The sequence below is a fragment of the Actinomadura sp. RB99 genome (assembly GCF_014706005.1).
In the GTDB taxonomy this organism is placed as follows: domain Bacteria; phylum Actinomycetota; class Actinomycetes; order Streptosporangiales; family Streptosporangiaceae; genus Spirillospora.
In genome coordinates this window covers 1-13,607 of the sequence record NZ_JABMCA010000129.1, presented here as the reverse complement: position 1 = coordinate 13,607, position 13,607 = coordinate 1, and the positions used below count along the sequence as shown (strand labels likewise).

The following is a 13,607-nucleotide window of genomic DNA, read 5'->3' as shown; positions in this document are numbered from 1 at the left end:
ACGATCGGCACCTTCATCGACGGCTGGAACGACCGCTGCGAACCATTCTCCTGGACCAAAGACGCCGACGAGATCATCGCCAAAATCAAACGAAAAGAAACTATTCGAGCGAAACACTAGCTACGAGTGCCCGAACAGGAAGCCAGGGTGTGTCGCGTGTGTGCCGCCAGTAGCTGTCACCAGGCCCTCGACTCCGTCGCGTGGGACATCGCCCGGTTCCACGTCACATGACTCACGTCCCCTACATGCCTCATACCCCCGGATACCTGTCAGGCACGTACGCCGAGCGTGCACACGCATTACATCCCTGACACCCGAAAGGCCTCCCAGATAACGGGCCGCCACTGCCACGGGCAGTTCGTCCAGTTCACCGGGCTCGGTAGGCGAAGGCTTGCAGGGCGTGGACACAGGCCAGGGGCTCTACTGCGGTTGACTGTCCCGGGTTGGTGACCTGGGGATAGTGGGCTATTGGGAGCGGTTCTCGGCGCCGACGTCGTCGGTCGGTTCAGTCGGGATTTGGGGCGGGCCAGATCAGCACCAGGTGCTCTTCGACCATGTCCTGTCCGTCGTCGGCGCTGATGAACTCGGCTTCGGTGCCGGCGTCGCGGCCGCGGGCGTGGAAGCGCAGCCGGTAGCTGCCTCCGGGCGTCGGGTGCAGGTCCAGCTCGCCGAGTTGGATGCCGTCGGGGATCGTCACGATCACGGTGGGCGCGTGGATCTGGGTGCTGATTTCCACGACATCGTCCGAGTGGTCCAGGTCCGGTGGCGGGGTGTGGTCGGCTTGGACGCGGATAGGGACATCGCCGCTTCCAGTCAGAACCGTTGGTTGGCCGTGCCGATGACGCCGATGTGCACGGTGCGCGTCCTGTCCTGCCTTGTTGTATGCCTGGGCTCATGTGCGGTCTGTCTGGGCGGCGGATGTGGCCAGACGGCGACGTAGAACGCCTCGCCGTACAGGACGCGCTGCGCCGCCAGTGATGTCGCTATCAACCCACCTTGGCGGTTCTGCTCCGAGGTCGGCACCCACTCGGTGCTGCGGCTGCTGTGCGATACGACCGTGCCGCTTTCCCGACTGGAGGCGAAGGGGTACTCGTCACAGTTCACCCCGCGGTGGGGCGGCGGCCCCACGACCGGCCGCCCGCACACGGCGCGGCGGTTGCGGACCTGCTGCGCCCGGTCCATCAGCCGATGCAGCGGATGCCCGGATCCGGGCCGCCCGTAATGGGCCGGACCGCGGCTCTGGATCCGGCGGATGTTGGCCGCTACATGCAGGAGCCGAGCCCCTTCGCAAGTTCGTGCGGGCGCCGCCCGGATCGGAGAACCGCATTGACCCTTGCCTGAGTTCGTCGCGCTCGCGTCGGCGGCGCGTGACCACCACTACCTCGCAGGTAATCGACGAGGTGATCATGATGCGTAAGAGTTTGTCCTGAAAGAGCCAATTGATCACTGAAGGATGTGCAATGCCGTACTTCGAGGGTTCTGACGGGACCAGTCTGTTCTACACGGACTGGGGGCAGGGCAGGCCGGTCGTGTTCGTGACGGGGGCGTGGCTCGCCAGCAGCATGTGGGAGTTCCAGATGCTTCCGCTGTCCGAGCAGGGCCTGCGGTGCGTGGCCTTCGACAAGCGCGGGCACGGCCGCTCCGACTGGACGGGCCACGGCTACGACTACGATACCCTCGCCGACGACCTCGCGGCCCTGCTCGACCGCCTTGACCTGCGCGAGGTGATCCTGGTGGCGCACTCCATGGGCGGCGGCGAGGTGATCCGCTACCTCACCCGCCACGGGTACGACCGGGTGAGCCGCGTAGTGCTGCTCGCAGCCACCGCCCCGCTCGCCGCGCAGCGCCCCGATAACCCCAATGGGATCCCGAAGGTGCTCTTCGACGCCTCGATGGCCGAACGGACCAAGGACCGGCCGAGGTGGATGGCCCAGAACGCGCAGGCGTTCTTCGCGACCCACCTGGGCAACCAGGTCTCCTCCGAGCTGATCGAGTGGACGGTGCAGCGCTGCCTGGACTGTTCGGCCAAGGCGGCCGTGGAGGTGGTTCGGATCGGGATCAACACGGACCTACGCGAGGAGGCCGCGGCGCTCCGGGTGCCGACCCTGATCCTTCACGGGGACGCCGACGCGTCCGCTCCCATCGACCTCTGCGGACGGCGGCTCGCCGAACTGGTGCCGGGCAACCGGTACAAGGAGTATGCCGGAGCGGGCCACGGCATCTTCATCACCCACGCCGACCAGATCAACCAGGACCTGCTCGACTTCATCAAGGAGGCCTGAGACCAGGTCTCACGACGACGCGGGGAGGGCGCGGCCCGTCACCGCGCCGAGGCCGAGGCTCGCGCCGCCCGGACCCGGCGCGGTGGCGGAGACCGTGACGGCGTCGCCGTCCTCCAGGAACGTCCGCGGCTCGCCGCCGACCTCGACCGGCTCCTTCCCGCCCCAGGTCAGCTCGATGAACGCACCGCGCTGGTCCTTCTCCGGGCCGGACACCGTCCCCGACGCGAACAGGTCCCCGGTACGGGACGAGGCGCCGTTCACCGTCATGTGCGGGAGCATCTGGTCCCTCAACCAGAGCGACACCCGAACGAAGTATGCTCAGCCGCGCACTTCCGTACCATTGGGCTCTGGTGCCGTCCATGTATGGGGCCTTCCCTGCTGAGGGCGGCCACGGGCTGCGGTCTCATGGGCGTCGATGATGAAGGCGGCGATTGCCCGGCTGATGAGTGCGACTGGCCGTCCATCCGTCCTGTGGCCTGGCAGAATCCGGCAGCAGAGTGGTGGCTGTCTCCGCCGCCGTTGCCGGGGCGGGAAGCCGGCAGGGGCTGCACGTGGTGCTCTAGGGCACAGACGGCGGCGGCTCGGAACGTGGCCGAGGGGCCGGGGCGGCCTGCTCTCCTGGGGTCCCGATACCGCCGCCGGACGCTTCGTTTTCTGGCGTTGGTCAGGGTGCTGCTGGATGGGCGAGCGCTGTTAGTGCGTGTTTGAGAAGTTGATCTAGGTCGGTGTGGCTGCGTGATGCCGTGTGCTGGTTGGTGCAGGGTGCGGCGATGGCTCGGACGTCGTGTTACCCCTCGGACCTGACCGATGACGAATGGGCGCTGGTAGAGCCGCTGCTGCCACCGGCCGGTAGCGGTGGCCGGCCAGAGAAGTACTCGCGGCGCGAGATCGTGGACGCGGTGCTGTACGTGGTCCGCACCGGCTGCGCCTGGCGGCAGTTGCCTGCCGACTTCCCGCCGTGGCAGACGGTGTACTGGTACTTCGTGCGGTGGGAGAAGCAGCGGGTCACGCTGTGCATGCTGGACGTGCTGCGCCAGCAGGTCCGCCGGGTGGAGGGCCGTGACGACGACCCCAGCGCGGGCATCATCGACTCCCAGAGCGTCAAGGCCGCCGACACCGTCGGCAGCGACACCCGAGGGTATGACGCTGGCAAGAAGGTGACCGGCCGCAAGCGCTTCATTGTCACCGACACCCTCGGCCTGCTCATCACGGTGACGGTGTGAGCCGCGAGCGTCCAGGACCGCGATGGCGCCAAAGGCATGCTGCTGGGGCTGTATCTCACCTCGCCCACCTGCCGGTTCGTGTTCGCCGACGCCGGGTTCGCCGGACGGCTGGTCGGCTGGGCCGCAGGCACCCTGTGCACCACCTGAGCATCGTCCGCAAGCCCGCAGACCAGAAGGGATTCGCCGTGCTCCCCCGCAGATGGGCGGTCGAGCGGACGCTCGCATGGCTCACCGCCCACCGGCGGCTGGCCCGTGACTACGAACGCCATCCCGCCACCAGCGAAGCCATGACCCGATGGGCAGCCATCGGCCTCATGACCCGCCGCCTGGCCCGTGGCGGACAGCCCGTCATCCGCCAAGCCCGGCGCCCCCTCGAATACCTATAACAAGATCCTTCTCAAACACGCACTCAGACCGCCCGCAGCGAAGATCGCCCTGTTCTGCAGCCCATGAATGCGGCCAAGGCGGTCTTGCGGACCGGTGGCGACAGCCAGCCGGGTGCTGCGGGTGAAGGCCTGACGTTTCAGCAGGCCGCCACCGGGCACGGCGGGCTGGCGCAATCCGAGCACCGCCCCGAGTCGATCGAGCGGCACGTGGTCGGCTAGTGCCTTTGCCGGCGCGGACGTTCCAACGGCGCTCCCTACTCCAGCGACCAGCAGGCCGGCGGTGACCGCGACGGCGCCGTCGGCCCCGGCGGCCCATCCGGATCCAGCCAGCGCCGCAGCTGCCACCGGCAGGCCCGGCAGCGGGATTCGGCGGTTACCGACTTGGTCCTCCGCACTCCCCGCGCGAAGACTGATGCCGCAGTTGCCGCGAACACAGTTCCCAGCAACAGGCCAAGCCTTATCGAGCCGACATTCAGATCAGCCTGCAGGTGAACTCTGATGCTCGGCAGACTCTGCTGCACCACCCATACGGCGGTCTGAGCAGCCAAGACCGTCGGGACGACGGCACTGGAGGCCGGCGGAGAGGGCGCGACATCTGGGAGCAGAGTCGATCGGAGCGTGCGCCCCCTGCCAACCTTGTCCACGTCACGAGTTATACTTGTGACGTGGAAGCCGATGCAACCTGGCACAGGGACACCCCTGTCGAGGAACTGCGGTTCAACTTCCGTTCCGGCCGTCTGTGCCTGGCCTTTGTCGCCACGGTCGGCGAACGGTGGCGCGGCAATTACGAGCGTCTGCGAGAACCGGCCGACCTGACGCGGTGGTATCGCGAGTATGGACTGCTCGACGAACCGGTCGCGGTCACGCCGACCGGCCTGGACGCAGCCCGCACGCTGCGTGAGGCGATCTACCGCGTCGCCCATGCAGTGATGGCCGGACGACTGGCCGCCGCCGAAGACGAGGCCACCATCACCGCCGCGGCCGCCGCCCCCGCCCTGATCCCTGTGCTCCACAAGGGAATCGGTCAGCTGACGCTGCCGGCCGACGGCGGTGAACAGGCGGCGCTGAGCACCGTCGCCCGCGACGCCATCGACCTGCTCACCGGCACCGCCGCCGGTCGCATCCGCGAATGTGCAAGCCCCGAGTGCGCCCTGCTGTTCGTCGACACCAGCCGTCCCGGACGCCGCCGCTGGTGCTCCAGCGCCGCCTGCGGAAGCAAGGACCGATCCGCCGCATACCGCCGACGACAAGCTGGGCGCGGTCCCTGAACTGTGGGTTTCGGCAGCCTGGTGATGTACACGGAGTTTTGTGAGGGGTGGAGCATTGAGGGCTTCCCTGGCCGGTGGAGCGCACCAAGCGGTCCACGGATCTGGTTATTTGAGACAAAGGCAGGCGTCCGGTGCTGCCGCTCTGCGATGGTCAAGCGTGAACGGTGCTCCTGCCGGTGCCAGTTGTCGACGGGTGCATCGGCCACGCGCTCTGGCCCGATCACGAGCCGTTGACGGTCACCGCGCCGGTGGACGTTGTGTCCGGCCCGGCTGTTCCCCCAGCCCAGCCACTGCTCCCCAAGGTCACGGCGGCGTCTTCCGCATGGCGCGGGACCGGAAGGCGTCACGCACGTGACGACAATGACCACGGCATTGAGCGACGTGCGACCCATCGGGGAGCAGTTGCGCGCATGGCGGCGGCTACGGAAGCTGAGCCAGCTGAAACTGGCGTGTGAGGTGGACATGTCGGCCCGGCACTTGAGCTTCGTGGAGACGGGCCGGTCGGTGCCGAGCCGCGACACGGTTCTGCGGCTTGCCGAGTACCTGGACGTGCCGCTGCGCGACCGGAACCTCATGCTGCTCGCGGCCGGGTACGCGCCGGTGTTCCACATCCCGCTGCGCGACCCCAACCTGCTGCTAATCGCTGCCGGGTACGCCGCAGTGTTCGACGAGACGCCGAGTTTGCCGATGCGGCCGGGGCGAGACGGCTGTTAGCTCAGTAACTCCAAGGATTTTCGTCTGCGTTCCCCTCATCTGGAAGAAAGTGCGTCGAGCACAACTCACGTTTGTGGAGTTGTCTCATGCCTTGCGTTCGCGACGCACGGTCCAGCGCTTGGGACCCGCGGGCATCGCGGGTCCCAAGCGCTGGACGACACCCGGCCGTGCCGCGTTCGCCCGGACGACACCTCTACCATGGCGAGCCGGATGTGTCGGGACTCGACGACACGGTCGAGTCAGGCGCCCCTCAGGCCCGCGCACCAGATGGTCAACCATGATGAGCGCATCAGCGTCGAGATCAACGATCGGGATGACCAAGGCGTCTTGGAGCTGCGGTGTGATCAGGACCGGGGTCGGGAGGCGGCGTCCAGACGGTAGTGCGCTCGCTCGGTGTCGGGGATGGGGAACGAGCTGTGCACCCACATCTGGTCCACGGTGCACGCGGTCATCCGCCAGAGGCCGTCCTCCTTGCGGAACCGGTCGACGCGCAGGCCCTCGCCCGCGATGATGGGCCGCTGCGGCCCGTCGGCGTCCTCGCCCACGAGCACGCCGAGCAGGTAGGACAGCGCGGTCGCGGTGCCGTCCTCCTCGGCGTGGACGGTCGGGTTGAGGCTGGCGTGGCGCAGTCCGTCGTTGATCGGCAGCTTCTCCCGCAGGAGCGCGATCGCCGCCTCCCGGCCCTCCCGGTAGCCCCAGACGTGGTCGAGGACGAAGTCCTCGGTGAGCATCTCGCGCAGCGCGTCGAAGTTGCGCGAGTCGAAGCACCACTCGAAGCGGGCGACCAGGTTCAGGCAGGCGAGCTGGTCGTCGGCGCCAAGTCCGGTCTGGACCTTCTCCAGCGGAGCGAAGTAGCCGCTCGGGAGGATGGTGGAAATCAAGGGTTTCTACCTTTCGGTGCGGGGATTCGGTGGCTCGACCGCGTTGTCCGTCGCGGCCGGAAATTTCCGTGAAGCTGGGCGGGGGAATGCAGGCGAGCCGGATATCGGGAAGGGAGTGCTGCGAGGACGGCCAGGGCGGGTCGCTCGGGGGGCGCCGACCTGGACGTTTCTCATCCGCGGCCGGTAGCGAGGCTCAAGCCTCCGTTGACCTCGATCACCTGGCCGGTCATGAACCCGTTTGTCGCGGCCAGTAGCACGGCCTGGGCCACGTCCTCGGCTTGCCCGACCCTGCCGACCGGCAGGGCCGCGGCGTGCTCGGCGAACATCTCCTCGCGCTGCCGGGCGGGCATCTTGTCCCACCATGGTGTGGCGATGATGCCGGGGGAGACCGCATTGATCCGCAGTGGTGCCAGCTCAGTCGCCAGTGGCCGCACCATCGCCTCCAACGCCCCGTTGATCGCCGCCAGGCCAGCCGTACCCGGCAACGCCGCCCGCGCGGAGGACGCGGTGATGAAGGTGACCGAGCCGGTCGGGGCCAACGACCCGAGTGCCGCCTGAAGGATCTTGAGGTGGACCCAGAACTTGCCTTCGAAACCGTCGCGCAGGGCCTGCAGGTCCAAGCCGGGGAACGGGCCGGCGCCTGACCCGCTGCTGAGCGCCAGCACCATTTGGTCGTAAGTGGTGTCTTCGGCGAAGAATGCCGCCAAGGCCTCCTCCGAACCGCCGTCCAGGCGCCGCGCGGTGATCTTTTCACCGATGGCCGCGGCTGTCTCGGCCAGACGATCCTGGTCGCGACCGGTGATCACTACCTCGGCGCCCTGCTGGACGAACAAGGCAGCGCTGGCGGCCCCGATCCCTGAACTGCCCCCCATGATCAGCACACGCTGATCACTCAGTGACGCGGGTAGTGGGTTTCTGGCCCACCCGGAGCCCGGAACTTCTCGATTCAAAGGCATGATCACAAACTCCAAGAGAGGATGAACGAAACAGGAGCGATTTGCGCGGAAAGCCGGTCCGCGACCCGCCCATTCCTCATCCTTCGGGTCGTTGTTGTCGTGCACGACGATGCTGCCAGCGCATCCGGCTGCTGTGACAGTGCCGCTGTCACTGTGAACCCGTGCATTTCTCACATGGTCCGCCCCTGCTCTGCCTGTGCCTCAAGGGGCGAGCATGGAGGAGGAGGAGGCTGAGGCCGCCGCAAGTGTCTCGTGTCACTGATCGCGTATGAAAAATGCACATATCATCAAGGGATGGGCCTGATCGTCGGCGGCGGAGCATGATCCGTGTGCTGATCGCGGAGGACATGCATCTTCTGCGGGAGGCGCTGGCCGAGCTGCTCGGCCTGGAGGACGACATCGAGGTCGTGGCCCAGGTGGACTCCGGGGCCCGGATCGTGCCGGCGGCGGAGCGGTACCGGCCCGACGTGGCGGTCGTCGACATCGACCTGCCCGAGATGGACGGGCTGGCGGCGGCGGCGCTGCTGCCCGGGCGGGTGCCCGGCTGCCGGGTGCTGATCCTCACCGCGCTGAGCCGTCCCGGGGATCTGCGGCGGGCGCTGGAGGCGGGCGTCGCGGGGTTCGTGCGCAAGGACGTCCGGCCGGACGAGCTGGCGGCGGCGGTCCGCACGGTCGCGGCGGGCGGCACGGTGATCGATCCGGCGCTCGCGTCCGCGGCGCTGCTGGCTCCGGAGAGCCCGCTCACGCAGCGGGAGGCGGAGGTGCTGCGCCTGTCGGCCACCGGCGCGCAACCGATGGAGATCGCCGAGCGGCTGTTCCTGTCCTACGGGACGGTGCGGAACTACCTGACCTCAGCGGTCGGCAAGCTCGGCGCCCGCAACCGGATCGACGCCGTCCGCATCGCCACCGAGTCCGGCTGGATCTGACCGGAACTCGGCCACCACCTCGAAGCCGCCTCCCCGGAGCGGCCCCGCCGACAGCCGCCCGCCGGCGCGGGCCGCCAGGCTCTCCAACCCCACGCCCCCGGTGACCGACGTGCGGGGCTCACCTGCGCCGTCGTTAACGATCCGCAGCCATGCGGCGCCGCCCGAGCCGGTGACCGTGATCGTGCAGGTGCGCGCCCGGCTGTGGCGCAGGACGTTGGTGACGCCTTCACGAAGAACGGCGGCCAGGGCGGTGCCGGTCCCGTCCGGCAGCGTCCCGATCTCCACCTCGGTGTGGACGGCGATGCCCGCTGCTTTCAGCGCCTCGACCGCCGCATCGATCTCATGGCGCAGCTCGAGCCGGACCCGGCCGCCGGTGATCGAGCCGAGCTCGGCGTGCGCCCGTCCCAGGACCTCGACCAACGCTGCCAGCTCTGCGGCGGCCCGTACCGGATCAAGGTTCAGTAGCCGTAGGGCCAGCTCCCCGCGCAGCGCGACCGCTGACAGGCTGAAACCCAGGACATCGTGCAGGTCGCGCCCGATCCGGAGGCGTTCGGCGGCGACGGCCGCCACCGCCAACTCCTGCCGGGCCCGCCCAAGAAGGACGACCAGGTCGCCCAGCCGGGACAGACCGTAGAACAGCCAGGCCAGGATGATGGGCGAAAGCACGCTCGTCACCATGTCCGCAGGGGAGGCCACGGGAGGCGGGGTGATGCACACCACGACCTGCAAGGCCAGGACGGCCGCGGCGATCGCCCACGATCTCGGTGGGCGGACCCAGGTCAGCGCGGCTCCGGCGAACAGCCCCCACATGCAGCTGACCACCAGCAGCGTGCCCGCCGCGTAACTCCCGGGCCAGGCCACCGGGACCAGCAGCAGGCCCAGCGCGATGAGCCGCCCGCGCGACGGCCGCGACAGCAGCAACGACACGGCCACCGCGAGCAGCGGGACGAGCAGGTACAGCCAGCGCGGGTCTCCGGCGACGGTGAAGACGTTCATTACCGGCCTCACCGCCTGGATGAGCACCACTGCAGCGAGGACGACGCGGACGAACTTCGGCGACCCGACCGGCGGCCGCATGTCCTGGCCACTTGCGGCGCGGTAGCCGCCGGCCATCGAACGGACCTCAGCCAGTGTTCGTCTGGCCATCTCGGTCGCCTCTTGGATCCAGACGCGGGCGTCCTCAGGCCGAGCCTCGGCCGCCGCCGCCAGCCTCTCGGTGATCGACCGCAGCCCGGTCCCGACGGTCCGGTGCAACTCCGCGTCGAGTCGCAGCCGTTCCCTGGACGTCTCGATCCTGGCCAGCTCGTCCCGCGTGGCGTGCAGGTCCGCCACCAGCCCGCTGACGCTGTGGAGGCTGAACACGATCAGCGCGTCCGTCGCCAGCGCCAGTGGCCGCCAGGCCCAGACATTGACCGGTTCCCCGGCCAGCAGGCCGGTGACGGCTGTCGCGGCTACAACGGCACCGAGCAGCGGCCAGGACGCCCGCGGCGGAAGCGCGACAAGTACGCCCGCCCCGATCGTCCACGGCAGCCATCCCCACTCCAGGCCGACCACGGCAAACGGCATCAGCGCCAGCGCCGCCAAGAGCACCAGCAGCCCGATGCGGACACCCAGCCGGAACCGCCCAGCCAGCAGCGCCACCAACGGCGGGTAAGGAGCCCCCGCCAAGAACAGCGCTTCCACGCTCGCACCGCCTCTGGCCGCATCGAACGCCCGGATGCAGAAAAGCAGCGCCAGCGCGGTCCACAACATCGCACGCGCGACCCGCGGCGGGAGATCCTCAACGCTCGACTTCACACAGCCCCCAAAGCCAAGCAGATCTTCGCACGCGCCTCCGCCGGACCCGAAGCGCGACCCACGATCTGAGACGGGAGCGCAACGAAGGTCGGGGTGTGTCCAGCTAGTTGGAGACACCCGACGCCACAGCGGCGCGATTGCGCGGCCGCGGGACTGCCCGTCCGGGTCCTCGGCCAGGTGTATCACCCGAGGGGCCCCTGGCGCTCGATGCGTTGCTGGTCCGCCCGACCAGGCCACCTAGACCGGACCACGCGATCACTCGATGCTGCCGGTGGGCAACGAAACCGGTCTGCGCGTCTCCAAACTCACCGCCTCGGGTCGGAGACGTGCGCCTGGCCACGTGCCCTCATCGGTTGTCTGGGCAAATGACGCAAACGGGCGTATCACTCCGCTGACCACCAGCAATCGTCGTCCTGCTCACGTCCTAACGCAGCGAACGCGCCGGCACACCTGGCCATCGATTCCGCACCCACCACGCTTCGCTGTTCAGCTACCGTGCCGCCAGCGTGGACTGTCCAAACACACGGCGACCGCGCCACCGCCTGCTCATCCGCAAGAGTCTCGTCGACGCGCCATTCGGAGCCATTTCGACGGCGCCTTGACGCCGCCGCATTGTGCGCGCTCGGTGGCGCCAGGGTCTGGCGACGTCCTTCAGGACCTCGATGCTGCGAGGCCGAGGCCGAAGGATGCCGGTGGCTGCTCAGGGAGCGTCGCAGGACTTCGGTGGTGTAACGGGCGCTAAGTCCTGCTCGGGGGTTCCGGACGAGGCCGCGAGGCCGGGTCGTCATGGAGGCGACCTCGATGGTGACGTCGTGGACCTCATCAGGCAGCTCGAACGCCGCGTCACCGAACAACGACCAGACCGATGGATCAGGATCTTTGGGGCGCGCGCTCTGGGACGCTCCCTGACCCGGCAGCCGCGGACCGGTATCGGCAAATTCTGTGCTCACCTCCTCGCGGGGCACGTCAGGCGGCCCCGCACCCGGGTAATGTCTGTGGCCAGGTGATCGTTCTTTGGGGGTTGTTCGTGGCTGATGCGCTGTCAGCTTTTGCTGTGGTAGCGCTGCTGTTCGCTCTCACGCCGGGACCAGACATCTTCCTGGTGCTCAAGCACTCTTCGAAGGGAGGGAGCCGTCATGGGATCGCGGTGGCGATCGGAGCCGCGTCAGGCTCCCTGGTCTGGGGCGTGGCTGCGTCGGTCGGGCTCGCGGCTGTCATCGAGCAATCGGCATTGGTCTATGACTTCATCCGGTACGTTGGCGCCTTCTATCTTCTCTTCCTCGGCATTTCGACGATCTGGGCAGCACGCCACAGCAATAGCACCGCAGATGCGGAGCACAAGGCCGTGGCCAGAGAACCGCTTCGTAACAGGAGCCGGGTCGCTGCGTTTCGTACGGGCGTGCTGGCCAACCTGTTGAACCTGAAGATGGGCATCTTCTACGTCGCCATCCTGCCGCAGTTCGTTCCCTCCGGGGCGGATGTGCTTACCACCTCGGTGTTGCTGACCCTGATCGAGCTGGTGATGTCCGCCGTCGTGCTGGCAGCTGTCGCGCTGCTGGCGGCTCGCGCCGCCGCGCTGCTGGCCGGAACCCGGTTGCGGCAATGGCTGGACCGCATCGTCGGCGCCGTTCTGGTCGCTTTGGGGATCGGAGTCGCCTCGCAAGCCTAGGAGCCGCGCGGTGCCCTGCTGCGGGCGAGGCCGGCGGGCCTTCCTCCTTGATCGTGGCCACCTTGGCGTCCTCCGGTTTCACCGTCTGCGATGTCAGTGGGGGCTGCAGACCGGGTCCGTGCCTCGATGAGCTGCCGACGACAGGGGTGACGGCTGAACTAGCCGGAGGTCTCGTTCTGGGGGAGTCGCAGCAGCCAGATCTAGTAGTTGCAACGTGATCAGGCCAGTGCGAGAAATGATCTGTGGGTTCTGGTCCGCTGGGTCGCCGCCATCGGCCCCGATTGCCACAGCCGCGTATATATCGCACCAGCGGCGGGCGTTGCGATGCGATACGTTCAGGTAAAGAAAGGTGCACTGGGCGGCCTATTCCTTGGCGCGGCCGGCCTGGGCTCGAGCAGTTCGGCCGCGACCGTCGCCGCGAGCGCACCGGTCATGCCTTCCTAAGGCCGGAAGTTCCAATGCGCCCGCGAGCTGCGGCGGCCGCGGCTGAGAAGACCGTGTTCTCGGAAGCAGAGACCGCCCGGGCTTCCGGGAACACGCCCGGCGTGGTGTCAAAGCCCAGCTCGGCACTTCCGAGAACAGAGGCTGCCGCCACCGGCTGTTCGGTTGTTTCCGATGGCCGACTCGCGTCCAGCAGCTCTGGCGACGCGAGATCGTCTACCGTACTAACGGTGTTTCTGCCGGACCGGGAAGCTTCAGAGCGGGCCTGGGGATGGTCGTGAGCGGACCGCCGACCACTTCTGAGGCACTCGCCCGAAGGTCACCGGGAGACGTTGCATCTTTCTCTACGCCCCACGGTGACCATCCTCCGGCACCTGGCTTGGCGCGGCGTGCGGTTACTGGAGGCTCTGGCCGCCGTCGATCGCGGTCACCGCTCCGGTGATGGCGCCGTTGCCGAACAGGTGCACGACGAGCGCGGCGACGTCGTCGGGACCGACGACGCGGCGGATGGGCAGCGATCGGGCGAGTTCGGCCGTACGCGCGGCGAACCGGTCGCCGAGCGCTCCTCGGGTGAGCGGCGTGTCGACGAATCCGCAGGCGACACTGTTGACGCGAATGCCCCGTTGCCCGAGTTCGAGCGCCAGATTGTTGGTGATCACTTCGACCCCGTGCCCCACGACCGCCGCGGGAAGGGCGCCCATCGCGGCCGGCCGGCGGTTCTGGGTGCTGGTGACGAAGACAAATGATCCGCCGGCCTCCATACTGGCCGCACCGTGCCGGGCCACGCTGAGCAACGAGCCGAGTTGGGTGTCCCAGTAGCGCCGTACCTGGGCGAGGTCGAGCTTTTCGAAGGGACCGAACATCGGCATGCCGGCGCTGAGCAGCACGTGGTCGACAGCGCCGAAAGCGGCGAAGGCATCCGCCACCTGGTCGTCCTGAGTGACGTCGACGGTGGCGGCCTCGACGTTGTCGCCGAGGTCGGTTGCGGCTTCTTTCAGGCGTGTCTTGTCGCGGGCCGCGATGGTGACGTGGGCGCCGGCGTGGAGAGCGTTGCGGGCGGTGGC

Annotated in this window: 12 protein-coding genes and 2 pseudogenes; 7 read left to right on the top strand and 7 right to left on the bottom strand. The window is 68.3% G+C overall.

Annotated features, from left to right (window positions below):
- Window positions 1-505: 505 nt before the first annotated feature.
- Window positions 506-736 carry a hypothetical protein gene (locus amrb99_RS47950; protein WP_190868776.1) on the bottom strand — a complete coding sequence of 77 codons (231 nt, stop codon included), beginning with the start codon at window positions 734-736 and terminating at the stop codon, window positions 506-508.
- 77 nt (window positions 737-813) lie between these two features.
- Window positions 814-1,182 (bottom strand): NucA/NucB deoxyribonuclease domain-containing protein, encoded by a 369-nt coding sequence (locus tag amrb99_RS47945; RefSeq protein ID WP_190868775.1) that lies wholly within the window; start codon window positions 1,180-1,182, stop codon window positions 814-816.
- Between the two features lie 278 nt (window positions 1,183-1,460).
- Between amrb99_RS47945 and amrb99_RS47940 the strand changes: the two genes are divergently transcribed.
- On the top strand, window positions 1,461-2,282 hold the full coding sequence (locus amrb99_RS47940; protein ID WP_190868774.1) for an alpha/beta hydrolase: 822 nt from the start codon (window positions 1,461-1,463) through the stop codon (window positions 2,280-2,282).
- 9 nt (window positions 2,283-2,291) lie between these two features.
- On the opposite strand, the pseudogene amrb99_RS47935 reads toward amrb99_RS47940, so the two are convergent.
- Window positions 2,292-2,564, bottom strand: a pseudogene (locus amrb99_RS47935) (fumarylacetoacetase); the annotation flags it as partial.
- A gap of 488 nt (window positions 2,565-3,052) precedes the next feature.
- On the opposite strand from amrb99_RS47935, the pseudogene amrb99_RS47930 reads away from it, so the two are divergent.
- The 4 genes and pseudogenes from amrb99_RS47930 (at window position 3,053) to amrb99_RS47915 (ending at window position 5,873) form a co-directional block, all read left to right on the top strand.
- Window positions 3,053-3,891 (top strand): annotated as a pseudogene (locus amrb99_RS47930) (IS5 family transposase).
- 63 nt (window positions 3,892-3,954) lie between these two features.
- Window positions 3,955-4,110, top strand: a complete 156-nt coding sequence (locus amrb99_RS47925) for a hypothetical protein (RefSeq protein WP_190868773.1) — start codon at window positions 3,955-3,957, stop codon at window positions 4,108-4,110.
- Window positions 4,111-4,556: 446 nt separating this feature from the next.
- The gene (locus amrb99_RS52135) at window positions 4,557-5,159 is read left to right on the top strand and encodes an ABATE domain-containing protein (RefSeq protein WP_190868772.1); all 603 of its coding nucleotides are present in this window, start codon (window positions 4,557-4,559) and stop codon (window positions 5,157-5,159) included.
- Window positions 5,160-5,519: 360 nt separating this feature from the next.
- Window positions 5,520-5,873, top strand: a complete 354-nt coding sequence (locus amrb99_RS47915; protein WP_190868778.1) for a helix-turn-helix transcriptional regulator — start codon at window positions 5,520-5,522, stop codon at window positions 5,871-5,873.
- A gap of 344 nt (window positions 5,874-6,217) precedes the next feature.
- On the opposite strand, the gene amrb99_RS47910 is transcribed toward amrb99_RS47915, so the two are convergent.
- Window positions 6,218-6,754 (bottom strand): nuclear transport factor 2 family protein, encoded by a 537-nt coding sequence (locus amrb99_RS47910; RefSeq protein WP_190868771.1) that lies wholly within the window; start codon window positions 6,752-6,754, stop codon window positions 6,218-6,220.
- 170 nt (window positions 6,755-6,924) lie between these two features.
- Window positions 6,925-7,626, bottom strand: a complete 702-nt coding sequence (locus amrb99_RS47905; protein WP_190868777.1) for an SDR family oxidoreductase — start codon at window positions 7,624-7,626, stop codon at window positions 6,925-6,927.
- A gap of 404 nt (window positions 7,627-8,030) precedes the next feature.
- Between amrb99_RS47905 and amrb99_RS47900 the strand changes: the two genes are divergently transcribed.
- Window positions 8,031-8,636 (top strand): response regulator transcription factor, encoded by a 606-nt coding sequence (locus amrb99_RS47900; protein WP_190868770.1) that lies wholly within the window; start codon window positions 8,031-8,033, stop codon window positions 8,634-8,636.
- Here amrb99_RS47900 and amrb99_RS47895 read toward each other — a convergent pair.
- Window positions 8,562-10,385 (bottom strand): histidine kinase, encoded by a 1,824-nt coding sequence (locus amrb99_RS47895; RefSeq protein WP_190868769.1) that lies wholly within the window; start codon window positions 10,383-10,385, stop codon window positions 8,562-8,564. The two genes, amrb99_RS47900 and amrb99_RS47895, sit on opposite strands and share 75 nt — an antisense overlap.
- A gap of 1,075 nt (window positions 10,386-11,460) precedes the next feature.
- Here amrb99_RS47895 and amrb99_RS47890 point away from each other — a divergent pair.
- A complete protein-coding gene (locus amrb99_RS47890) occupies window positions 11,461-12,102 on the top strand; it encodes a LysE family translocator (protein ID WP_190868768.1) in 642 nt (213 codons plus the stop codon).
- Window positions 12,103-12,938: 836 nt separating this feature from the next.
- Here the strand turns inward: amrb99_RS47890 and amrb99_RS47885 are convergent.
- Window positions 12,939-13,607: SDR family oxidoreductase (locus amrb99_RS47885; protein ID WP_190868767.1), on the bottom strand; the 669-nt coding region annotated here is incomplete at its 5' end.

Bases quoted from the DNA above. Each gene is read 5' to 3' on its own strand.
- amrb99_RS47915 (WP_190868778.1), top strand. From the start codon at position 5,520: ATGACCACGGCATTGAGCGACGTGCGACCCATCGGGGAGCAGTTGCGC.
- amrb99_RS47905 (WP_190868777.1), bottom strand. From the start codon at position 7,626: ATGGGGGGCAGTTCAGGGATCGGGGCCGCCAGCGCTGCCTTGTTCGTC.
- amrb99_RS47940 (WP_190868774.1), top strand. From the start codon at position 1,461: ATGCCGTACTTCGAGGGTTCTGACGGGACCAGTCTGTTCTACACGGAC.
- amrb99_RS47945 (WP_190868775.1), bottom strand. From the start codon at position 1,182: ATGGACCGGGCGCAGCAGGTCCGCAACCGCCGCGCCGTGTGCGGGCGG.
- amrb99_RS47900 (WP_190868770.1), top strand. From the start codon at position 8,031: ATGATCCGTGTGCTGATCGCGGAGGACATGCATCTTCTGCGGGAGGCG.
- amrb99_RS47925 (WP_190868773.1), top strand. From the start codon at position 3,955: ATGAATGCGGCCAAGGCGGTCTTGCGGACCGGTGGCGACAGCCAGCCG.